17 protein-coding genes are annotated in these 24440 nt (G+C 61.0%); 12 read left to right on the forward strand and 5 right to left on the reverse strand.

Annotated elements, in window-relative coordinates; translation table 11 throughout:
- Positions 1-406, reverse strand: a 406-nt coding sequence (locus FJ404_14905; protein MBM3824151.1) for a hypothetical protein, incomplete at its 3' end; no start/stop codon positions are given.
- Positions 407-659: 253 nt separating this feature from the next.
- Here FJ404_14905 and FJ404_14910 point away from each other — a divergent pair.
- The 12 genes from FJ404_14910 to FJ404_14965 all read left to right on the forward strand — a co-directional run bounded on the left by FJ404_14910 (position 660) and on the right by FJ404_14965 (position 12174).
- Positions 660-2174, forward strand: a complete 1515-nt coding sequence (locus tag FJ404_14910; protein ID MBM3824152.1) for an alcohol dehydrogenase — start codon at positions 660-662, stop codon at positions 2172-2174.
- 25 nt (positions 2175-2199) lie between these two features.
- Complete coding sequence (locus FJ404_14915; GenBank protein ID MBM3824153.1) at positions 2200-3009, forward strand: type II secretion system protein; 810 nt, start codon at positions 2200-2202, stop codon at positions 3007-3009.
- A gap of 13 nt (positions 3010-3022) precedes the next feature.
- Complete coding sequence (locus FJ404_14920; GenBank protein MBM3824154.1) at positions 3023-4486, forward strand: hypothetical protein; 1464 nt, start codon at positions 3023-3025, stop codon at positions 4484-4486.
- Between the two features lie 374 nt (positions 4487-4860).
- Complete coding sequence (locus FJ404_14925) at positions 4861-5676, forward strand: chromosome segregation protein ScpA (GenBank protein ID MBM3824155.1); 816 nt, start codon at positions 4861-4863, stop codon at positions 5674-5676.
- Positions 5677-5680: 4 nt separating this feature from the next.
- Complete coding sequence (gene scpB, locus FJ404_14930) at positions 5681-6379, forward strand: SMC-Scp complex subunit ScpB (protein MBM3824156.1); 699 nt, start codon at positions 5681-5683, stop codon at positions 6377-6379.
- 23 nt (positions 6380-6402) lie between these two features.
- Positions 6403-7491, forward strand: coding sequence for a prephenate dehydratase (gene pheA, locus FJ404_14935; GenBank protein ID MBM3824157.1), 1089 nt, complete (start codon positions 6403-6405; stop codon positions 7489-7491).
- A gap of 190 nt (positions 7492-7681) precedes the next feature.
- Positions 7682-8113, forward strand: a complete 432-nt coding sequence (locus FJ404_14940) for a hypothetical protein (protein ID MBM3824158.1) — start codon at positions 7682-7684, stop codon at positions 8111-8113.
- 69 nt (positions 8114-8182) lie between these two features.
- On the forward strand, positions 8183-9019 hold the full coding sequence (locus FJ404_14945) for a hypothetical protein (GenBank protein MBM3824159.1): 837 nt from the start codon (positions 8183-8185) through the stop codon (positions 9017-9019).
- Positions 9016-9540 carry a signal peptidase I gene (gene lepB / locus FJ404_14950; protein ID MBM3824160.1) on the forward strand — a complete coding sequence of 175 codons (525 nt, stop codon included), beginning with the start codon at positions 9016-9018 and terminating at the stop codon, positions 9538-9540. Before FJ404_14945 ends, lepB begins: the two co-directional genes overlap by 4 nt.
- A 23-nt stretch (positions 9541-9563) precedes the next feature.
- Positions 9564-10037, forward strand: a complete 474-nt coding sequence (locus FJ404_14955) for a hypothetical protein (GenBank protein MBM3824161.1) — start codon at positions 9564-9566, stop codon at positions 10035-10037.
- Between the two features lie 351 nt (positions 10038-10388).
- On the forward strand, positions 10389-11255 hold the full coding sequence (locus FJ404_14960; GenBank protein MBM3824162.1) for a hypothetical protein: 867 nt from the start codon (positions 10389-10391) through the stop codon (positions 11253-11255).
- A 31-nt stretch (positions 11256-11286) separates the two neighbouring features.
- Entirely contained in the window at positions 11287-12174 is an 888-nt protein-coding gene (locus FJ404_14965; GenBank protein ID MBM3824163.1) for a transporter, read from the forward strand.
- 173 nt (positions 12175-12347) lie between these two features.
- On the opposite strand, the gene FJ404_14970 is transcribed toward FJ404_14965, so the two are convergent.
- The 4 genes from FJ404_14970 to FJ404_14985 all read right to left on the reverse strand — a co-directional run bounded on the left by FJ404_14970 (position 12348) and on the right by FJ404_14985 (position 24009).
- Entirely contained in the window at positions 12348-13682 is a 1335-nt protein-coding gene (locus FJ404_14970) for a hypothetical protein (protein MBM3824164.1), read from the reverse strand.
- Entirely contained in the window at positions 13679-14563 is an 885-nt protein-coding gene (locus tag FJ404_14975) for a rhomboid family intramembrane serine protease (protein MBM3824165.1), read from the reverse strand. The genes FJ404_14970 and FJ404_14975 overlap by 4 nt, the downstream gene beginning before the upstream one ends.
- A gap of 18 nt (positions 14564-14581) precedes the next feature.
- Complete coding sequence (locus FJ404_14980) at positions 14582-17095, reverse strand: hypothetical protein (protein MBM3824166.1); 2514 nt, start codon at positions 17093-17095, stop codon at positions 14582-14584.
- A gap of 62 nt (positions 17096-17157) precedes the next feature.
- Positions 17158-24009, reverse strand: coding sequence for a hypothetical protein (locus FJ404_14985; GenBank protein MBM3824167.1), 6852 nt, complete (start codon positions 24007-24009; stop codon positions 17158-17160).
- Positions 24010-24440: the final 431 nt, after the last annotated feature.

A 24440-nucleotide genomic window follows, 5' to 3' on the forward strand; every position in this document is an offset into this window, starting at 1 on the left:
CGAAGCACGTCGCGGGATCCTTGCCCGGATTGTGGATGAACTTCCCCCGACCGCCTCCCGCAGCCACGTGCTTGCTGCCCGCGCCATGGCAGGATTCGCAACCGGTCACGCCCGCCCACTTCAGGTCATGCTTGTGATACTTGCCATGCTCGCTCGCCGCGAACATGCGAGTAATGTTGGTGTGGCAATCCGCGCATGTGTGGTTGCCCGAGTACGACGCACCCTCAATCACAGGAGGGGCCACCACCGCCCGTTGCACGTCCGAACAACCCGTCCCCATCACGATGGAGATTCCGAGAGCCAGAAGGACGGGGGTTCGCCGAAGGATAGCGACTCGGGAGAATTGCCGGACAACAAAGGCCACAAAGCCGTAAGCAGTCAGGCGGCGGGCTGTTTGGCGAGCCATGCTGAAATTCATCCTGCCAGGGTCGCTTGGATTTTGCAAGACACCGATCAGCATGATGCTGTGCGTCCAAGAGTACATTTCGCTCCCCGGCAGACTCTGCCATCTTCCCGTCCATGCTAACGGAGCTAGCCCCGTCCCGATCAGCAGCAGTTCTCATTTTGGTGGGTAGGGCGCGTCACTCCGTGCGCGCCGCCTTTGGAAACACCCGGTTTCGGCGCGCAGCGGAGTGCGCGCCCTACCTTGATCAGTCAAAATGAGAACTGCTGCCCGATCGGCTTTCGCCTTACAATACTGGTGTCCCTGCGTTTTCGCCTTGGGCATCTCCGTTCTCGGCGCCGAGTGGACCCAATATCGGGGCCCCTATTTCGACGGTTCCACGCGTGACTCCGTGCGGGTCGATTGGAATAAGACTCCCCCGAAAACCGTTTGGAAAGTCCCCCTCGACCCCGCCCTTTCCTCGCTCAGTGCGTCCGCCGGCAAGGTCTTCACCATGGTCCGGCGGCGGGTGGGCTCGGAGGATCGTGAATTCCTCATCGCACTCGACGGCAAGACAGGCCGGGAACTCTGGTCCACCAACCTCGACCTCGCGGATTATCCGGACGGCGGGGTCGGCAACGACGACGGACCGCGCTCCACACCCACAGTTGAGGGAGATCGCGTCTATGTCTTCTCCACGTATCTGCGGTTGCATTGTTTGAACCGCGACACCGGGGCATTGCTGTGGAGCCGCGATTTCGTGGCCGAATTCAATGCTCCTGTGGCGCATTGGCAAAACGCTTCCTCGCCGCTCCTGGTCGGTGACTTGCTCCTGGTCAACGGCAATGCTCCGGGCGGACGACTTTTCGGCATCCGCAAAACCGATGGCACCACCGCATGGCGAAACCATGACGATGCGATGACCCAGGCCACCCCGGTCTTCGCCACGATTGCCGGACGTCCGCAGGTCGTATTCTTCACCCAGTCCGGGCTCGTTTCTGTCGTCCCCGAAACGGGGGCGCAACTTTGGCGGCATCCCTTCAACTTCAGCACGTCCACGGCAGCCTCTCCCGTCATCGCCGGCGATCGGGTCTATTGCTCCGCCGCCTATGGTGTGGGCGCCGCGACGGTGCGGATTCAGGACAACGGTTCCAGCCAGTCGGCGAGCCAAGTCTGGCGCACCCGGGGCGCCAATCAGAATCACTGGGCCACTTCCATCGAACACGAAGGTTACCTCTATGGCATCTTTGGCCAGTCCATCGTCTCCTTGCGCTGCATCGACATGGCCAACGGACAGCAAGTTTGGGCTCAGTCCGGCATCGGTCGCGGCGGCATCATCAAGATGGGAGACCGCATTCTGGGACTGACCGAAAGCGGGGATTTGATCCAGGTCGCCTTCAATTCCGGGCGCTACGAGGAACTCGCCCGCTTTGGCGCCGTGCGGGGCAAATGTTGGAACATTCCCATCGTGAGTGACGGACGCATTTACGCCCGCAGCACGACCGAAGCGGTTTGCCTCGATATTGCCGCCTCCGCGCCGGCCACACCCCTGCAACTTCTCGCGGGCCTGCGCCCGGATGGTGGCATTGAAATTGTCGCGACCTCCAGCGAGGGCCCGATCGAATCCTCCCGGGCTGGACGTGTAAACCTCCTTTTTTCGGACTCCCTCGAGTCACCCGCCTGGAACCGCGTTCCGATGGCCCCGATCGCCCAGGACGGGAAACTCCTCTGGCGCGAACCCACCCCTTTGGCTCCCTCCCGCCGATACTACAGGACTTCCGAAACGCCCTGATCGAATCCGGATTTCATCCCCCCGAATGAATGGCTTCCCAGATTCCCACGCCGGGAAAGGGCGGAACTCGCATGGCCGCAGCGCCTCCCTCGGACGATCCTCGGATGGGTTCACCCTAATCGAATTATTAGTGGTGATCGCCGTCATCGCCATCCTGGCCTCGCTGCTGCTGCCATCGCTCGCCCACGCGAAAGAGCGGGCTCGCCGCACCTCCTGCCTGAGTAACGTCCGCCAGTTCCTCCTGGCCGCGCAGATGTACGCGGGCGACAACGATCAAAAGCTGCCCCAGGCCGGCACGGATAACCGCAATCCCAAGGACACTCACACGCCCATCCTTTCCACCCCGATGAAGGAGACGCTGCTGCGCTACGCGTCCCCCGTCAAAGTGTTGGATTGTCCGAGCCTGGCCCGCTCGTTCGAGCAGCAGGACGGATGGAGGCTGCACACGGATTACGGGATCGCCATCGGTTACCACTACATGGGCGGACACGACAACACTCCGTGGAGCCCGCTCAACAACATCACGAACACCTGGATTTCGCCCCAGAAGTCCAGTGACGATCCCACGCTGCCCCTCGTCGCCGATCTGAACGTTTATTGCCCCAGCTTCCAGCGGATTCTCGCGCCTCATACCGCCCGCGGGGCCGTGGTCAAAGCGGAACAATATTTCGAGGATCATCCGGTTGCCTATGACCAAACGGTTGTTGAAATCGGAGCCCGAGGAGGGAATGTGGGGTTGCTCGATGGATCGGCGCGCTGGAAAGACATCCGCGAAATGAAGCACTATCGAGCCTCGCAGATTTGGGGAGCTGACGGCGCGTTCGGCATGTGGTAGAACTTTCCGTGATTTGAACTTCATAACCGCGAGTGTCGTGTGGCTCGCCACGCTGGCCATGCCAGCGGCGGCCACGTTGGAATTGATCGTGCAGGATGCCGCCAGCGGGAAGGAAATGCCCGCTCGAATTCACCTGCGCGACGCCGAGGGCAAGGTGGTGCGGGCTCCTGGTTTGCCGTTTTGGCGGGACCACTTCGTCATGCCGGGGAGGGCTCGCGTCGAATTGCCCGCCGGTCCTTGCACGATTGAAATCGAGCGTGGACCCGAATGGTCGGTCTTCCACACCAATCTCACCCTTTCCACTGCGGGACAGACAAATTCCTTTGCCCTGCGCCGGCTTTTCGATCTTCGCCGGGAAGGCTGGTACGCCGGCGAGACCCATGTCCACAGGCCTCCGCACGAGATGGAACTCTTGATGCAAGCGGAGGACCTTGACGTCGCCCACAGCATCACGTGGTGGAACACCATGGCCACGTGGAAGCCCCGTCCGGATCCATCGCCATGGCGGGACTTCGACGGCGGGCGGGTGTTCCATGATGCCAGCGGGGAAGACGAACGCGACGGAGGCGCCCTGCTCTTCCTCGATGCCTCCAGGCCTCTCCCCATCACGTCTGGCACCAAACATTTCCCCTCCTCGCTGACCTTCGCGAAGCAAGGAAGGGCGAACGGCATTCAGTGGATCGATGCGGAAAAGCCTTTTTGGTGGGATTTTCCCATGTGGATCGCTCATGGGGTGATCGACACGGTCGGGCTCGCCCACAACCATATGCACCGCGGCGGAGTGCTGAACAATGAAGCCTGGGGACGCCCCCGACCGCCCGGCCCATACCCCGGGCCGCAGGGCAATGCTCGCTGGACCCAAGACATCTATTACCACGTGTTGAACGCGGGGATTCGGCTGCCTCCCAGCGCCGGCAGCGCGAGTGGTGTGCTGCCGAATCCGGTTGGATACAACCGTGCGTTTGTGCATCTGGAAGAGCCATTCACATGGAAGCGCTGGGCCGACGGCTTGAAGGCGGGACGGAGCTTCGTCGGCAACGGTCCCCTGTTGCGGGTCAAGGCCAACGGACAATGGCCCGGCCACGTCTTTCGCTTCACGGGACCCTCCAAGATCCGCTTGGAAGGCAGGCTCGACTCTCGCGACCCGATTGCCGCCTTGGAATTGATTCAACGGGGCAAATCGACCCGCATCACGTTGCCTTCGGAGTTTGAGGCGGAGGAGAGCGGGTGGTTTCTGATTCGCGCCATCGCTGATGTTCCCCACACGTTTCGATTTGCCTCCACCGCGCCATTTTACGTGGAAGTCGCGGGCAAACCCATGCGTCCGCATGCCGATTCCGTGGACTTCTTTCGGTTGTGGTGCCGCGAGCGCATTGACTATCTCGAAAAAGTTCCGGATCTCGATCCGGTCCGACGACAGGAGGTGCTCACGCCCTGGAAGCAAGCTCTTGAGTTTTGGTCACGGCGGCAGCCTTGATTTCGTGGGTTCAAAACACGGGACCCTTTTTCCGTGGCCGCCCTTGGGACGAGTGCGAATGCAGACTCCTTGCTGAGCCGTCCCTGTCTCCGGTGTATCCTCAAGTTGTAGGGGCGGAGCGCGGCTGTGTCCGAAGGATCAGCCGCAGCAACGTCGCCTGGCATAATATCGTCGATCGTTCTTCCCCCGCCGCAACCGCGACCCGCTGCGGCTGTCTTTCAGCCCAGCCACGCTCCGGCACTGCCCACGCATCACCGACAACCTGTGGATGCACGGCCCTGAATCCGGGCCATCCCTCCATCGTTGCAAATCGCCGAGCCCGTGCCCTACCATGCGTCCCTCCCGCGGGCGCTCCGCCGTTCGACGGGCGCGGCATGGCCGAATACAAAGTCCAGTTTGATATTTTTGAGGGCCCCCTGGACCTCCTGCTTTACCTCGTGAAGAAGGAGGAAGTCGATATTTACCAGGTCAATCTGACCAAAATCGCCACTCAATTTATCGAATACATCGACCTGATGCGCCAGCTTGACCTCGAGATCGCGGGCGAGTTTCTGGTCATGGCCTCCACGCTCATGTACATCAAGAGCCGGGAATTGCTTCCCGTGGACCAGCAAGCCGCGCCTCCCGAAGAGGAGGAGGGCGAAGACCCCCGCTGGGAGCTCATTCGGCAACTGGTCGAATACAAGAAATTCAAGGATGCCGCGGCGGGCCTCCAAACCAAGGAACACCTTCAGGAATCCCTTTACAGCCGCCTGCCGTCCCAATCGGAGTTCGAAGCCGAAACTCCCAAATCCCCTGTTCAAATTTCCATTTTTGAGCTGGTTCGTGCGGTCAGCAGCATTCTCAAGCGATTCGACTCCAGAGACTCCACCAGCGAGATCATGGCGGATCCCTGGACCGTCAGTGAAAAAATCGAATCGCTTCGATCCATGTTGGAAACACGACCCCGCTTTCGTTTCGCGGAATTGTTCGACCAAACCACCTCGCGAGGGGAAGTCATCGTCACGTTTCTGGCGTTGCTCGAACTCATCCGCCTCAAACACGTCGGGGTCGCCCAACCCGAGGCCTTCAGCGAAATCGAAATCGTCCGCTCCGACTCGCAAACCCCGGAAACGCTCTCCGTTCCTGAAACGCCCACGGCGGCGCCTCAGAGGATGCCGTCCATTCCTCCCATCGCTCCGACAACCTAAACCCATGGATTTGAAGTTCATTCTCGAATCGTTGTTGTTCGCCTCACCCAAACCGCTCTCGGTTTCTGAATTGCGAGAGGTCCTGGCCAAGGCCGCGGAGGGCACTGAGGATCCCCTGGTGTTGAGCTTTCGGAAAGCCAAAGCGGGCGCGGTGGAAGCCGCACTGGAAGAGCTGGCCCGTGATCACGAAACCGCCGCGCGCAGTTATCGTCTCGTCTGCGTCGCAGGCTCATGGCAGTTCGTTTCGCTGCCTGATTTCTCTCCGTGGTTGCGAGCGTTCGTCGGGGTGAAGAACCGTCCACCCCGACTCTCGCAGGCTGCTCTGGAAACCCTGGCCATCATCGCCTATCGCCAGCCCGCGACACGAGCCGAGATTGAACAGATCCGTGGCGTCGCCGTCGATGGCGTCATGCAAACGTTGCTCGAACGGGAGCTGATCGCCGCGGCCGGACGCGCCGAAGTCGTCGGACGCCCCGTGCAATACATCACCACCCAGGCGTTCCTCGAATACTTCGGCCTGCCAAACCTCAACGCCCTCCCCGCCGCCGAGGAGCTTCGCAGGATCCCCGTGGAACGTCCCGAATCGCTCGCCACCGCGGAACCCTCCGCCACGCCGCCCGAACAACTTTCTCTCGACGAGGCGGAACGAGCGCCTCAACCCGCGCCCTCCGTCCCTGAATCACCTTCAGCACCCGCCTCATGAAGATCCGCCCGGCTCGAACCAAGATGGCTGCCGCCGACGGAAAGGGATCCCTGGCCGAACATCGCCAGGCCATCGACGAACTTGACGCTCGCATCGTCGAACTCCTCAATGCCCGCACCCGCCACGTGCTGGAGATTGGCGAGATCAAACGGCAAGCCGGGCAGGAAATCTACGCCCCCCACCGCGAGCAAGCCGTCCTGGAGAAGGTCTGCCGGCTCAACCCGGGCCCCATCCCCAACGAATCCCTCCGCGCCATTTACCGTGAGATCATGTCGAGCGCCCTCTCGCTGGAAAAATCCATGGTGATCGCCTATCTCGGGCCGGAAGCCACGTTCACTCATCAAGCCGCCATTCAACGCTTCGGATCCAGCCTCCGCTACGCCCCCCAGCGCACCATCGCGGACGTGTTTTCCGAAGTGGACCGCGCCCGCGCCGATTACGGCGTGGTGCCGGTGGAAAACTCCACCGAAGGGGTCGTCACCCATACTTTGGACATGTTTATCGACAGCGATCTGAAAATCGTCGCGCAGATCGTTCTCCCTATTTCGCATTGCCTCGCGGGACGCCATCCCCGGTCCGCCATTCGCAAGTTGTTCGTCCATCCGCAAACGCTCGCCCAATGCCGCGGATGGCTCCAACGCGTTTTTCCCCAGGCCGAACTGGTCGAGACCTCTTCCAACGCTCGCTCCGCCGAACTGGCCGCCGACACCGCCGAAAGCGGCGCTCTGTGCGGCGAATTTGCCGCGCGACAGTACCAATTGGCCGTAATCGAACAGGACATTCAGGATCGCGCCAACAATGCCACCCGGTTCCTGGTCCTCGGACGACAATGCAGTCCAGCCACCGGCAAAGATCGAACCAGTGTGATGATCAGCCTGTCCGACCAGGTGGGAGCTCTCCACAAGGCCCTGGCTCCGTTCCGCCGGCACCGGATCAACATGACGAAAATCGAGTCGCGCCCGAGCAAGCGCAGGGCTTGGGAATATTACTTCTTCATCGACTGCGACGGTCACCTCAGCGACCGCAAAGTGGCGCGGGCCCTCGAACAACTTGGCGAGCATTGCAGCTTCGTCAAAGTTCTCGGGAGCTATCCTTGCGCCGAGGATTCCTAATCTGGACCTAACGTCATCCATCCTGGCGCCGGGTCGGGGGACCCGCCCTGCACGCGCTGGGAATTCTCATGGAGGCCGGGTGCCCGCACGCGGCGCAGATGGATGACGCGGTGGAGAGACTGTTTGCCAGCAGCCACCGAGTTGCTTTACGTTGCGGCCTCACCGAACCCGTGCCAGCAACGATGGCCTCGTGAAAAGCAAACCTCAGATTTCGATCCGACTCAGTCTGGGGATGGCTTTCGCGATCACGGTACTGCTCACCTCGGGATTCATCGGGTTCTCCACCTTCTACGCCACCCGCTCCTTCATCCGCGACGGCATCCGCCAGCGCCTCGAGAACATCACGGCCCTCGCCATCGCAAACCTCGACACCCAGGCTCACGCCCGCATTCGCAACCGCACCGACGAATCCTCGGAACCGTACCAGCGCATCAAGCGCTCACTGCAGCAAATCAGGGCGGTCAGCCGTGACATCCGTTTCGTCTACACTTATCGAATCGACGCCAACGGAAAGATCACGTTCGTGGTGGACGCGGAGGATGCGAACTCTCCGGACGTGAGTCACGTCGGGGACGACTTTCCGGAAACCAGTCCCTTGGCGCGCACGATTTATCTGAGGTAAAGCGCGCCTCGTTCTGAGGATTCCTTCACGACCGACAAGTGGGGCACTTGGCTCTCGTGCTACGGGGTCGTGACCAATGCCACCGGGGAGACCGAATGCGGCCTCGGCATCGATATTTCGGCCCAGTCGGTGCGGGACTACGAACGCGGCTTCCTCGCCACAATTCTCAATCTATCCGTCATCACCGGGGTCATCGTGCTGGTGTTGAGCATCTGGTACTCGCGGCGTATCAGCAAGCCACTGCTCTCCCTGGCAGAAAACCTCGGACGCGTCCAGCGCCTTGAACTGGATCATCCCGTGAAAGTGAATTCGTTCGTCCGGGAAGTCGTGGTGATGCGGGAAGCCGTGGAAAGGATGAAGAACAGCCTCAAATCGTTCCGCAAGTATGTGCCGGCCGATTTGGTCGCTGATCTCATGGCGCTCGGTCAGGAAGCCCGGCTCAGCGCCGAAAAGCGGGAAGTGACCGTGTTCTTTTCCGACATCGCCGACTTCACAACGATCTCGGAAAAAACGCCCCCGGAACAACTCGTGGACCATCTTTCCGTCTACTTCGACGCGATGACCCGGTCCATCATCGAGAACCAGGGCACGGTGGACAAATATATCGGGGACGCCATCATGGCCTTCTGGAGCGCTCCGCGGACGCTGACCGATCATGCGGTGAAGGCGTGCCAGGCCGCGTTGAAGTGCCGTGACCACTCCCGGCGGATTGGAGCCGAACAGCAGAAGTCTGGAAAGGCCGCGATGTACACGCGCATCGGGCTGAACACGGGCACCGTCATTATTGGGAACATCGGCTACGACGCGCGGCTGAACTACACGGCCAAACCAACGGAAGCTGGATTGATTTCAAGCTCGAGCTGTCACAAAATCGCGGTCCGCAGTTTCCATGCTGAAAAGCCATGAATTCACCGTCCTCCAACCCCTCCACTTACTCCCACTGGGCCTCGCGATTCCTCATCGGTCGCAATCCGAAATGGACGATGGTTCGAGTGCTTTTCGTCATGATCACCAGTTACATTCTTTTTGGTCACATCCTTTTGCCGATCCGCGTTACCGGCATCAGTATGGAGCCGAACTACCTTAACGGCAGAGTCAACTTCATCAACAAACTGGCCTATCGGTCCATCCCCCCACAAAGGGGGGATGTCGTCGGCATCCGGACCCAAAGTGCTAAAGCCATTTACATGAAAAGAGTCGTCGCGCTGCCGGGTGAGAAGGTCGCCCTTCGAGCCGGCATCGTTTACATCAATGGACAACCCCTCGAAGAACCCTACACCAAGCCCAATCCCTCCTGGAATGGAGTCGAATTAAGACTCAAGGACCAAGAGTATCTGGTCATCGGAGATAATCGCACCATGCGAATGGATCAGCATGACTTTGGCACCACCGATATCACACAATTCGTCGGGAGGGTTCTGTTCTGAAGATTGGCCTCGCCATCGCCTTGATGGCCGCCGGTTTGGCGGCCTACTGGCTCCTTCGCCCCACAGATGAGGAGCGCATTCAAAAACAGCTCAGCACCCTCATGGCCGCGTTGAACCTCATGCCTTCCGAGGCTCCTCTCAAACGGCTCCATCAATCCGGCACCGCCGCGGAATGTTTCACGCTCGAGGCCACCGTGGAGGTTCAAGGCGCCGGGGAGGCGGGCTCGATGCAGGGACGCGGACAAATCTCCGAGGGAATCCGAGCCGCCCGCATGACGTTACAACAACTCGAACTCGATGTCCGCGAGACGGAAATCGTAGTGGATCCTTCTTCCGACAGCGCGGAAATGAAGTTGACCGTTCGGGCCCGCGTCAATGCCGACCCCTCCGTCGCCCTCCATTTTCTCCGTCTGCAATGGATCAAGACCAACTCCACCTGGTTGATCCACAGAGTTGCCTCCTCCAGCCCGTTTCGACGCGTGGATACACCTCGCTAAAGCACAACCTTGATGCGTCAGTTCCGCTCAATGCGGACTTTGGTTCATCGCTCAATCCGCGGCCAAAAAGAGCACACGCTCGGCATGCAGGCACTCCATCTGGACAAGAAGGCGCATTTCGACGACGAAGGCATCAGCTTTGCCTTCTCCACCCAAACACTTTAGGTAGAACAGAACTCCGAATGGCGCCTGCACGCATCCCCATGGAGTTGAACCACCCCTGATCACCACCTCGGGCATCGGCGTGGAGGTCGAAAAAAAGTTCGAACCATTTGGACCCTTTTGGCGTAAGTTCAAGAGGAAGACCTCCAGGTCTCCGTCCCATGAATATCAAGCCAAACCTCCCCAAACATGAGTGAAGGGTGGCTCCATTCGATCCGAGGCCTCTTCGAAGCCAGCGATGAACAAGCCATGTGGCGCGTTCAACACACCTCGGATCACGAGGCTTTCGCGTGGCTCGTCCAACGATGGCAGCCCCGCATCCAAAGGCTCTGCATCCGCATGCTGGGCGATGAGCATCGGGGCCAGAACCTGACCCAGGAAACCTTCCTCCGACTCTTCGCGCACCGTGCCCAGTACCGAGCCGAATCCCAATTCTCCTCCTACCTCTGGCGCATCGCCCTGAACCTCTGCCACGACGAAATCCGCAAACGCACGCGACGCGCCGAACTCCCCTTGGAAGGTTACGGCGCTCTTTTCCTGCTCAACGTAAGTTTCCCTCTCAAACCCGCAGCCACCCCGTCCGAGGAGAAATCGGAAAAGATCGAAGACAGCGAATGGGAGCGCACCCGCCGGGAAATTTACGGTCGCGACCCGGATGCCTCTCGCTCCGGCTCCACTTTCTTCAAGATGGTACCGGGTGAAATCGACATGGGCGGGCGTGCACGCACCGCCCGCTACGACGCTCAACGCGTGGAGGACTTGAAACGCGACCTTCTTGAAACATTGAAGAACGCCGCCAACCTGCGCGAGGTCAAGGCTGATGAAGCCATCACGGTCGTCGTTCTGGGTCCCAAAGCCTCAAACAGTGACAAATCTTCCAGCCCCAAGAAACAGGACGATTCGCAGCACCGTTCCAAACGCCGAACAACGTCGCCGCCTCCCTCAGGCCAAACCACAATGTCCGTCAGAATCAAGAAATCAGACGCGGAGGCCTTCGCAAAAGGCACTCTGAATTTGGAAGAGTTCAGGTCCAGGGCGGTGCTGAATTGGGATTGATCGTGGTTCAACCCCAAAACACAATCCCGGAGTGAATCGATCAACCTTCCTCCTTCCCACCTTGGCGTTCAGTGCCGCGCTGCATCCGGTGTCCCTCGCGGAAGACACTTCAAAAAAGTCGTCACCCGACAAAACAGCCTACACCCTGTTCAATCCGACCCCGGACGATCAATTGCGGGAAATGAGCACAGACCGGCCCGATCAGACGGAAAGCGCATTCACGGTGGATGCCGGAAGGTTCCAGGTGGAAATGGACCTGTTCACATTCAGCCGCGATCACGACGATGAAGCGGGTGCCGATACCGTCGCCGAGGACTGGTCCGCCGTCACGCTCAACCTCAAGGCCGGACTGCTCCACAATCTCGATGTCCAGCTCATGCTGGCCCCTTACAGCCACTCCCGCACTCATGACCGAACCACGGGCGACCGCACGAAGGCGGACGGTTTTGGCGACCTGACGACGCGGCTAAAATACAACGTGTGGGGAAACGATGACGAATCGACCACGGCCCTGGCCCTCATGCCCTTTGTGAAAATCCCCACCGCCAAACGAGCCTTGGGCAACAACGCGGTCGAAGGCGGCCTGATCGTTCCTCTCTCGGTTTCCTTGCCCTGGGGTTGGTCCATGGGACTCATGACCGAGTTCGACATTCTGCGGGACGCCGCCGACAGCGATTATCACGTGGATTTCATCAACAGCATCACCTTCAGCCACGACATCGCTGGAAAACTTGGCGGTTACGTCGAATTTTTCACGGTGACCAGCACCGAAAACGGGGTGCCGTGGCAGGGGCAGTTCGACGTCGGCCTGACCTATGGCCTGACCGATGATGTTCAACTCGACGCCGGCATCAACATCGGGGTCACCGACTCCGCGCCCGATTGGCAGCCTTTCGTGGGACTTTCCTTCCGCTTCTAGTGATTGCAAGCGGTCTAGGGCTCAATGCCCTCGCCAACTCGCCCGCGCCGAGTCGCTCCCGCCGCGCCGCTGGCCAAGGGTGCCATCGTTCGCTCGTGTCAAACCAACCGCCTCGAACGAGACAAATCAGAACTTCACGTTCTTGGCCGAAAGGGAGTGACGCGGGTTAGTGGCTACTCCAGCCACGCGCCACCCGGTGGCCCGGGCCATTCCGTGCCCTCCGGATGAACGACGTAAACGGTCTGATTCGAATGCGCCCAGGCACGCAGGAAAACCTCCCGCGAAACCACTCGACGCGGCATGGATCGACTGCCTGGATCGTGGACAATCACTCCGCCATCCTCCGCCCTGCCGACACAAACCACGAGGTGCCCGCTGGTCGGACCCGGCTCCTGCTTCAATCGATTGTAACACACGGAAACCGGAACCGGAATGCCGCGCGACGTCCAGGCCCACAGTTCCTCCAAACCCGAGAACCTCGCCGCGTACGCGCGCATTTTCGGAAACGATCCCGCGAAAGCGACGTTGAACGACCAATTGCCCGTGCCCGGCCAGGCCGGATCGAAAACCTCACCGGCCACGAATGGAACGGTGACGTCCAAATCGGGACGCCCAAGGGTCTTGGCCCAATGCCCCAACACCATGCTCACACTGGTCGGACTGCACCAGACCGAGCCTCCCGCATGATCAAGCTGGCAATAGCGAGGCACGGATTGCAATTCATGCGCGGACGCTCCCGGCTCCCGGGCCGGTCCCGCACTTTCGGCATCATTCCATAAACTGACCGCCAGGAACCGAATGGGCGATCGGGCGGATTGACGGGTCGCCGCGCTGGTTCGAAAACGGACTTGATAATGTTTCGCGGGGTTTCTCAGCACTAAAGTGTCGGTTTGAACCTCTCCCCGTTCGTCTTTTTGCCCTCGAACGCTCCGGCTCGCTCCCTCGCCCGGCCCCGCGCACCACCAACCAAGCTCGTAGAAATGCACCGGCGCACCTTCCTCAACGATGCCCGCCTCGAATCGGGCTTGTCCCGCCCACCCAAACTCCATATTCCACGAGAGGATCAATTCCCGAAACGGCGCCGCCGCCTGCACCGTGGGCGAAGTCCACACCCACTCCTGGCGCGCGTCGTCCCGAACGACGTCGAACGAAAAGAAATCCTTCCACGCCCGGCATTCACTGGAGGCTTGCCCCGGCACGATGAGAAACCACGTCGTAAGGAAGACGGCCAACGGCAACCAGCGATGGGGCCTCCGCCAGTCGTCCGTCCGAGCGCGACGGTGCTGAAAGCCGGCCGTTGCGGGTCGCGTCGGCGGCGAGGGAGAAACCATCGATGCTCTCGCGCCAGGCGGCGTTGCTGCGGCTGGTGTTTCGCCCCCAACCGCGACCCACCCGAGTGAGGTCGGGCAACCCGCCGGATGAACACGCATTGAACCACACCGCCTCGCCGTTGGCCCGGGCACAATCTGGCTCAGGAGCCGAACAAAGAATGGAGGCCATTGCATCATCGGCCTCGCGCTCCGGTTGTGCTCCTCGCTGGCGACAACAACCCTCCGATCATCCCGCCGACGAATCCCACCGCGTGCGCGAGTTGATCGCTTCCCGGCTGCAGCCCCAGCAACACAAACAACGCCATGCCTGCGATAAGGGCAATTCCTGGGCGTCCCCCGCCCCGCCGCCCCCGCCATTGATCACGCAAGGCGTTTCCCGCCAGCAACCCCGCCGCCGCCAGCACCATTCCCGAGGCACCCACGGCCACGAACGGACGCGGGTGAATCAAAAATCCGGCCACGTTGCCGAGCGTTCCCGCAGCCAACGTCAGCGCCAGAGCCGTGAAGGCTCCGTGCATCCCCATCGCCAGCGCCAAAAGCACCAGTCCCAAGGACAGATTGGCCGCCAAATGCCCGATGTCCGCATGCAGGAAAACCGCCGTCAAGAGCCTCCACCATTCCCCCTCCGTCACAGCGGTGCTCTGGGCTGACCACAACCCGGTCAAAGTTCCGCCCGTCCTGGCGTCGGCCCAATGGATCATCACCACCACCGTGGCCCACAGCAACGCCGCCGGATGAAGCGGAACCCGTGCTGAATCGATCGCCGCTTTCCAACGCCGACGCGGATTCTCCCGCTCATACGCTTGGATCGCCGCGCGAGCCCGGGAATACTCGAACCCGGGCACCCGCAAGGCGAAGGCTCTGGATCCCCTTTCCGAATCCAACTCCACCAGCACTTCGATGGACTGGCTGGCCAGGACCAAGGCCCAATCCATCGCCACTCGTTTCGAGGGCGCCGCAATGGTTTCAGCCTCGAAGCTTGCGTCCAGCGCAAGCGCGGTGGGCGTCGAATCCGGGCCTGGAGATTTTGGCTGCAACGCGCTTACCATTCTCGACAACCCCGCCAACGTCAAATCTCACTCTCCATCGTCATTCCACCCCTGAGCCGCGACTTCGCGATAATAGGCCAAGGCCCGGTCATAGGCGAGCCGCGCTTCGTTCCGTTCCGATTCGGCGATGCGAGTGTGCTTGGTTCGCCAAAGTTGCTCGATCACCTCCCCGCACCAGCGGGCACTGGCTCGCGAGGCGCGAATGGGACGTCCGTCCACAAGCGCCTCCACGGGGTTCGTGTGCAACTGCGGAAATTGCCGCAGCGCAATCCATGAACTTCGCTCGATCTCCACGGTCCACTTCAATTCGTGGAGGGCTCCGTCCGCCGGAACGATCTTCTTGGCCACCGCGCGCCCATTGACAATCAGTTCCACTTCGCGCGGCGATGGATCCACCCAATCGCGCTGGCGGGCCGCGTGCAAAGTGACGGTGTCTCCTGTGAACCGTCGCGTCCCCGCGACCTCGAGGGTGCCATGCGCCACCGCCTTGGGCAGATGCGGCGCGAAGGCGACACGCGCGCGCACCTGAACCGGGCCCGGCTTCTCCAGCGACACCGTGCCTTCACCCGGCGAAATGCCGTTTACTCCAAACTCCAAGGCATGGGCGAAACCATCGGAGACGTAGGATTTTCCGCGGGCCAGATTCTCGCACCAGGCTTTGAAATCGAGGCGCCGAATGCTGCCCATGCGCACATAAACCCGTCCCTGTCCGACCCGCTCGCCGCTCATGCATGGAAAATCGGTTTCGCCGCTGGCTTTGAGAGGGAGACCGCAATTCAGCAAATGATACCACATGTTCCATTCTGCGATTCGCGGGGTGTTCATCGTGCTGATGAAATCACACAATCCCAGGAACGCCGTCACCGGGATTTCCATCGCCCCCACTCCGTTCATTTCGGGCACCGCCCGATTGGGCAACTGTTCCGCCGCACGCTGATGCGCGGTAACCAATTCGGATTCCGTAATCTGTCCGTCACGATCTCCGTCGGCGGCCCCGAACGACTCGGGCAAGAACACCGCTTTGGACTCGTCCCGCCCCAGAACGCCGTCTTGATTCGCATCCCCGGCTTTCAGCAAACGGCGAGCGGCGTTCACCGGATGGATCTCCAACCCGCTGGCCGAATGCGCGTATCCTGTCACGCCGCCTTGATCTTTGGCCCAACGCAGCACGGGGGCGGTCCATGTGGGCCATCCCTTGGTCTTCGTGCCTGCGGAACCCGGATACGACTGGTCGCGAAGCCCAAGCAAACACACGTGGCCCAGGGCTTCCGATCCAAAACCACTGATTTCCAGGTCATACTTGAGGATCTGGAAAGGACGGCTCAAACGATGGACCCCGGGGTCGAAGAATTGCCGTTGATAATCGAAGCACGGACCCCAGGTGAGCACGCATCCCACATTGAGTCCCTCCCCCTGGACTTGGAGAAACATGTCCTCGGGGGTCACGCCTTCGGACGGTTTCGTGTAGTGCGCGCAGCCCGCGCCATGGATATGATGATCCCCGCTGTAATAGCCATGCGCTGCGGGATCGATCCACCGCTCGAGCCGCGCCGAAATCTCCCGACCCTGTCGCCGCGACACTTCCACGGTTTGAAGCGTCCTTCGGTACTCCGGCCCCCTCCATGCCGTCAATGTCAGCCTTCCGGGCGGAAGCCACACGGTATCCCCATCGCGACGGTAAATCTGCGGCTGAAAATAAAGGTCTGGTGCGAGACGCTTGGCTTGAGGCGGAAAGACCCGGCCCTGCCCATCCGAAAAAACAAGCGACGCTGCCGCCGGAGACCCATCATGGTCGCGCAACCTCAACCGCACCGCAACGGCCGGTGCGATGTCGAACAAAACCGGCGTCTCCCCCCGAAATCCAAGGTCCTGCGTCGATTGGCCGATCTCGAATCCCACCACGGCCTCGCGCTTGCCCGCCACGGAAGCGTAGGCCAGCAACAACGCGTATTCGACCTCGAGCCCGCTCATGGCTCCAGTCATGGGCGGCAACCCGTACATTTCCAAATCCAGGAAACGTTCCACATGGGCCTCAGCCTCTGCGGTCTCCAGAAGATGAGTCCGCTGCATCCGCTCTGCGCTCAGCCGGGTCATGCCCGCGTATCGAGGACCCGATTGAGGACTCACCGGTCGCAACTCCTTGGTCACCGTGCTCCGATTGACTATTTTCACCACCAGAGGCATGTAGCCGGCCTTTTGCAAGCGAGCCGGAGCCGGTCCTCGCTCCACCCGCAACCTGGATTCGGGGTTGATGGATACTTGCAACGCCACCTCGGTATCCAATGCCCGCTGCAAATCCTCCGCATCCCTGACGGTCAAGGCCGCACGAATCGACGAGGCTGCCTCCGAACGCAACGGTTGCCCCAGGAACTCCAGCGCTTGCCGCAGTCGTTCCACATTCGACGCCAGGGGCTGAAACTCGACGGGAACCGGCTCCAACTCAGCCGCCCGAACAACGTCCAACCCCGCCAACAATACCCCAACCAACACGGCCGAAGCATGCGCCGTGGCCTTGCGCAAACAGCCCCTCGCCGCTTGCATGGAGCGATCCCATGGCACAGAGGAATTCAAGGTATCGAGCATCCGGGAGCCATCCGCGGCTTTTAAGGCTGCGGCCTCAATCGGTAAAACCGCATCGGCCACACCACGGCTTCAGGAGACGTTATCCGGAAGATCCCGGACTCAACCCGATGGCGGCCCAAAAGTGTCCAGGACTCAAAGTCTGAGGTCGCCTCCAGCAAATAATCGCCCTTCGGAAGCGACTCGGACTCGATCAACAAATCCCGCTCTTGCAGCCGCGCGACCAATGTGATTTTCACGGGCTGAATCATCGAGTCCACAATCAGGGTCGCGGGCTCGCTGGTGGTCCGCCCAAGACTATTGCTCACCACCAGGACATAATCCCCCGCTGACGAGGCCCCCTCCACCGCGACCCGCAGGGTGGCATTCGTGGCATGCGCCACCGGTGAGGAGCGGAAGTACCATTGGTAAGCCAGCGGTCCAGCCCCCGTGGCTTCGCCGACGAACTCCAACACGGTCCCGGGAGCAGCAATCCTGCCCCGGGGATGAGCGAGCAGCACGGGCAAACCTTCGGCGGGAATCACGTGAAGTCCGAACGACGTCTCGCCCACCGCACCCTCTTCATCGCGTACGGTCAGGGTGACCTTCCCTTTGCCCGAGGCGAACGGCTCCGCCTTGAATTCCAACTGCCAGCGGCCCGCACCGCGAGAAAGCCGCAGGCTGTCACGCACCACCAAGTTGGGCGGATCCACTACGGCGGAAAGGATCAGCTTTTCCTGCGCCGTCCGATCGTCGGTCGCCACGATGGAAACGGGGGCCGAGAATGTTCCGGCCACCACGGCTTGATCCAGCACCGGATCCAGTCGCGGCGCCGCGTTTCCGGCAGCCACATTGATTTGGAAGTGACGCGAGGCCGTATGTTGTCCGGACTCGACGAAGAGGCTGATCCTGGCTGTCCCGGCGACTCCAGCCAAGGGTTTCAACTTGAGCCGCCATTTCTCTCCTGTGCCCTCCATGGAAAGTCCGGACGCCGGAAAGAGCAGCGAGTTGCTTGAGAAGATCTGCCAGACCGGGAGTTGCGAACCGGCGCCGGCCAACTCCACCGGAACCACCAACTCTCCGCCTTCCGCGGAATGATTCACATCCGCTAGGGGCGCGATGCCGAGTGCCGGAAGCAAACGGTAGCTCAGGTTGAGCAACCCCGAGGCGCCTCCCACGCCATCCGAGACGATCCAGTAGCTTTTCCCCGCTTCGACCGGAAAATCCAGAAGGCTGCTCAATCCGTCGGATCCCCCGTTGTTGTCGCACATCACCGGCACAAGATCGGACAGTTTCGCGACACCGCCCGTGTAGGCGGCAAGCACCGTGTCGAAAGCGCTGCCCTCCGTGCTCACAACAAGGCGTCCGGATTGAGGGGCGCGATACTCGAACCAAAGCGATGCCCCCCCCGCCACACCACAGTGAGCGGGTTCTCCAGGAAGGCTGGTCGCGCCCTGGGTGTCCGCTTGAATCGACATTTCGAGCGACTCCTCGGCCGGAACTCCCGGACTCGGGTCATCTGAAAAATCCTGTTTCGTCCACGTTCCGCGAGACGGCCAACCCGCCGCGGCAGGCGAATGCAGCGGACCGGAAAGACCGGCCCGCGATCGCGAAACCGTAACCACGACGGTTGAAGAATGAGTGATTCCAACGGCATTCTCGACCGCGCAATGATAGAGGCCCGATTCGGTCGGGATAAAACGCGGTGAATTCGCGCCCGGCACCGGACGCGTACGACCGCGATACCACTGGTAAGTCAACTCGGAATCATGTCCGCCCAGATTGACGGCTCTGACACGAAGTTCAGGTTGATCAACGCCCGTCGGCGGGTGGAGGTGGATGTTCAAGAACGCGGGACTCGGTTGCTCGACGATGAGCGGCGGCCCCGTTGGGGAAAGTGTCCACCTCAGCAAGATCGATTCATCCGAACCGCGAATCGCCGTTCCAATCCGGATGATCAACCGGGTGCCCGCGGTCACGCTCAAGTTCACACGACCATGGGCGTAACCGCCGGAAACGCTATCCGAAGCGAGCAGGGCAAGACTGCCAAGCGACTCGCCGCGAAACAGGTCAATCCGGGTGGGAAGTTCGCTCCCAGCGGTACTGAAACTCACCACCCCCTGGCTCGGGGCGGTCCAATCGGCCCAAACACTGGCGGTGGCACCCGCAGGCTCGGATGCTTCTGCAGGCAAACGACCTGCCGGAGATCGGAGGAGTCCCTTTTCACCCTCCAACAATGTACGGCTCGAAAAGGATTCCGAAAGATCCATCGCCGGAGCGTCGATGCGCACCAGCACAGGCCGGCTCGAAATGGCGCGGCTCCCATCTTGCACCGTGAGCACATACATCCCCGAGTCCTCCACGACGGCCGATGCAATCTCGAAGTTTTCCGACGCGGCCAGCGGGATGGGCAAGCGATTCTTGGACCAACGGAAGGTCGGCGATTGGGCGCCCTCAACCGAGGCCGAGAGTCTGACCCTTGCACCCGCGGCCGTGGTCACGCTTTGCGGTTCGCTCACGAACTTCAAGGCCGTCATCACTCTCAATACGGCCTCATTCGACAGGGTCGCAAGCCCGCTGCCATCGGTCACCCGGCAGCGGAACGTTCCGGCATCGGCCAGTCGAACCGACGCCAGGGTCAACGTGGCATCCGTCTGACCCGGAATTGGGACATCGTTCTTGAACCACTCGTAAGTCAGCGGGGGTTCACCGGTCGCCAGAATGGAAAAAGCGGTGCTTTGGCCTTCCTCCATCACTCTCGAACGAGGATGTTGCACAATCGAGGGAGGGTTCTGAACTCGTAACGTCACCCGGTCGCTGCTCACGGATCCCCCGCGGTTGGACACGGCCACGCCATAGATGCCTTCCTCCACCGCGGAGACCTTCGGCAGGATCAACTGCGCGGCGTTCGCCCCCGGGAGGGGTTCCCCTTGATAATGCCATTGATACTTCAGTTCCTCGCCATCGGCTTCCACCCGAAACACCGCTTCTGAACCCGGCTTGGCCAGAATCGAAACGGGCTGGCGCGTGATGGCCGGCCGAAGGTGCTTGGCGGAAACAAGCACGGAGCGAGACGTGGTCAACTCTCCATCGGTCACGCTCAATGTCAAAACCGCCGTGCCTTCATGCTTGAGAGGCAGGATCAGAATCGACCAAGCCCCGAATTCCCCGCCGATCTCCACACGCGAAGGATGGAGAAGATCCGGGTTGCTGCTCTTCAAACTGAGTCTAAGACCTGAAGGGGGCGAATCGGGGTCCACCGCATTGATGTCAAACGGGCCAGCCGGAACACCGATCCAGGCGTTGATGATGGTCGGAGCGGACAACCCCGGAGGCTTCGGACCGCGCTGGAATGTGACCGAGAAGGTGGCCGATCCCGTTAACTCCGAGTCGTCCTTCACCTTCACTTGGATGCGCACCGCCTTGCCTGGCTCAATCCCTTCCCTTGGCGTGCGCAGCGACAGGGTCGCACCATCAGGGCCAGGCTCGATGCTGACCGACCCCGGCGGGAACACCGGTGTCGGTTCCACAGGGCCAGCCGAGAAACTCAGTCGGCCCGCAGGCGTGTCTTCGTCGCTTACCTTGACGAAAATGGCGGGAATAATCTCGCCTTCCATCACGACCACGTCCGCAATCGGTTCCACCCTCGGCACCGCCCTCCGGGCCACCTGCAACGTCACTCGGGCTGGCTTCGAACTTTCAACTCCGTCGTGCACGGCGTAGTCCAGGAAGTCCTCGCCGCCAAACCCCTCTTCGGCCTGATACACGAGGTAAGGGGGCACACCCGTCAGCTTCCCGCGACGCGGCGATGCCAAAACGGAAAACGCCAGGGCGTCTCCCTCCGCATCCGCGCCGCGCAACCGAACGCGCACGGGTTCGGTCTCCAGGGTCTGCCACGAGTCAGAAAAACCCGCCGGAGCCGTGTTCGCGGGAGCAGACTGGGACAAGTCATAAAACTCCTCGGACGCGAGCAAGTGCGCGCGAAGCGTGTTCCATGCTCGCTCTGAGCCTAAATGAGTGAGCCAGGTCTCAATCTCACCCGTCCGCGGCGCCCGTCGCAGGTACTGATTCAGCCACGAGCTGGCCTGAAAAGTCCGCACTTCCGAAGTTGCCAGCATCCGGCCCAGGCTCTCGCCCGCGTTCTCCTGGAACAAGCGCAACCACCCGCTCGCCTCTTCGGCGGAAGGCTGACGCTCCAGCAAATCCTGGAAAAGGAGCCGGACCCAGCCGGGAAAGTTCCCCCCCGCGAGCGCAAAGTATTCCTCCGAAGCAAGGATTCGACGCAGCCTGGCTTCATCATCGCCTGGAAGGACAGCGGGCGTCTCAAAACCGGCGAGAACCACGCCAGTACTCGCTCGCCGGAGGAAATGATCGACCGCCCGGCCGTACCACCGATTCAGGAACGGCGCGCCTTCCTGCAACTCGAGCGCGAGCTTCAGCCTCCCAGCTTGATCCCGAACCCGCTCGGCGTCCCTGACGCGCTCTGCCTCCGCCGGAACGCGCCCCAGGAGTTGGCGGTAGAGGGCGACCACAAAAAAGTCTTCACGCGAACGCGAGGCCAGGACCGTCAGCGTGAAGGACGCCTCGGCGCTCAATCCCGCCCGATCCGTCACCTTGACCACAATCACGCTCTCGCCGAGGTCCAGGGGAGAGGGCGAGCCGCGAAAGCGCCTTCCCAGCGCGTCAAATGTGAGCCAGGCCGGCAGCCCGCGCGCAGTCCAGGCAAGCGTGTCTCCAGCATCCGGGTCGGTGAAAGTGCCCGAGTCGATTTGAAACTCGAACACGCCTCCGACTTTGACCGATTGCGAGGGAATGGGGAGTTTGGCCACGGGCACCCGGTTGGGCTGCGGAAAGGCCAGAGTCGCCGGCTCACTGGTCACCGAACCGGTAGGATCCGAAACAACCACAGTGAACCTGCCGGCGTGAAAAGATTGAACAGGTTCAAGCGTGAGCCGGCTCGTCGATGCGCCTTTGACTCCGAGCCCGGCATCGTCCGTCAAAGAATTGGCGCCAAATTTCCATCGATAAGTGAGTGGTTCCGTGCCGGTGGCTTTGACTTCAAACACCGCCTGCCCTCCCAGAACCGCGGTCACGGATTGGGGCTGCGAAACGATCTTCAAGGCGGCGGTCACGGGTGGAACATCATCGTCCTTGATTTCGAGTGCGATGGCCGAGGGATTCGCCAGCGTGTATTCGCTCGAACGTCCGAGCGTGATCACCACAGTTTCGGCAGACTCGACCGATTCATCGTTCACGACCTCCACCCTGATTTCCGCACGGGCCTCATCGCCACTGGCTGGAGGTAGCAGCCGCAACGATCCAGGCAGGCGCACAAAATCGGTGCCCGGCGCGGCACTCCCCGACACCGTGTAACCCACCACCAAGCCCCCGGCGGGAATGAGTCCCTTGCACGAAATGACAAAGCGCGCGGGTTGTGCGGGTTCAGCCCCATGGCTCAGGATGGCGATGCTCACCACGGGCAACGGAGGTGGTGGTGGCGGAGGAGGAGGAGGAGGCCCCCCAGCGCCCACGATGACTTTGAATTGCGTGCTCGCCTTGGCACCACTGGCCGCAGTGGCCTCCAGGGTAATCGTCGTTTCCCCACTCTTGCCGGCTCCGGGAAACACCTGCACGTGGAGGCGAAATGTTCCGAAATCTCCTCCCACCACAACATTGTGGTCAGGAACCAAATCTTTGTTCGAGGAGGTCACCTTGGCGCCCGCCAGGCCGCCTTCTTCCTTGAGCCCGAAGATTTCGAATGGAATCTTATCCGTCGATTGCCCAACGGCGACTTGCTGGTCGGCGAGGGTGGAGAACTGGACCGGACTCGATCCCAACGTGACACGAACCCGAAAAGAGGTCTTGGCGGTCAACCCCGAGCTGGTCCTCAAACTCAGCTCAAGGGTGGCGCTGCCGGCCTGCCCCGCGGTGGGAATGATTTGCAAGCTACGCTCCAAGCCAGCTCCTCCCAGCACAATTCCGGAGACCGGGATGAGGGCCGCATTATCCGACTTCGCGCTCACCGTAATCTCGCCCGGATCTTCCACGATGCTGAGCAGGGAGTATTTCACGACGGGAGTCGCGACGCCCGCAGGGGTCGAGAGATTCTCGATCAGTGGAAAGGAAATAGGCGATGCGAAGGCCCTCAAACGGCTTCCAAAATTCGCCTTCTCATTGGCGAGTTGAAACAATTGCCAGTCGCCGGATTCCAATTTCCTCCAGAAATCATTGAAGCTTTGACCGATCTTCGGGGGATCATTTAGCTGCAAACCCACGCGGTCCCCTTCCGCGCCGCTCACCCCGCTGATTTCCACCGTCCAGGTAAAAGAGGATGGCACATCAATCGCCAATTCGGAGATCAACCCCTCATTGTCGCCCGGCAAAAGTGGGAGGGGATCGCTCTGAAAAAGCAAGGTTCCCGGGCTGGGAATCGTCTTGGGCCCCGGATCGATATCGGGTCCGTCATTTTTGTAAAAGCTGATGATCGCCGTCACCCCGGGTTTAGAAGCAAAATCCCCGAAGTAATCGAAGGTGAAATCCGAAATCTTCCTGGGTTCATCGTTGAGCAACCGCACCTCATCACCATACTGGCCTGATCCGTAATAAGCTTTGCGATCTTGCCCGGTGGATGACACTTGATTGTCATAGACGAACAACGTGGGAGTCGTCTGGGCTCGGCCAAAAAGGGTCGACGCCAGCAGGCCCAGCCACGAAATTGTGGCCCAGGCAGGCAAGAATGAGATGAATCGTTGCATAAAAACGCTGCGTAAACTCGGCCAGTTCAGGGCTCTACGGGTTCCCGAGCCTCGACCCCCAAAAGGGCCGCCGGCCGCAAGGTGGAGAATGGGGGTACTGCTCAAGCGGCCGCTCATTCTCAATCGACGGCCGCATGCCATATCAGAAAGCCGCGGATCCCTCAAGCCCGGTTCGATGACCCTCGATGCCAAACAGTGCACCCCAAAGCAGTCTTCGAGTCCCGGTGGACTGAATCGTCTGCCAAGGATCACGCAGGGATTGTCTTGAGAAAGACCCTACCCTGTTCCGACCTGTCCGCGCGCGGCGGAGGGTCTCCGCCCCAGCCGCGCTCACCAAAAGAAGCATGGCTGTTGCTTTCGTCTCTGTGGGACTGTCCTCCACCGGCTCCACCCTGTCCGTTCCAGGAGCGACCGTCGATGGGTAACCGCAAAAAGACCTGCCAGCGGTCGAATCAAACGGACCCGTCCCCGGGTGTGAGGATTTAGGGTTTTGGAGGTTTGGATTTCAAGATTTGGTTGAGTAAAACTCGGACGCATCGCGAAGGATAGGGCTCTGCGGGAGCGCAACGCGA

Source organism: Verrucomicrobiota bacterium, assembly GCA_016871495.1.
Taxonomy (GTDB): domain Bacteria; phylum Verrucomicrobiota; class Verrucomicrobiia; order Limisphaerales; family VHDF01; genus VHDF01.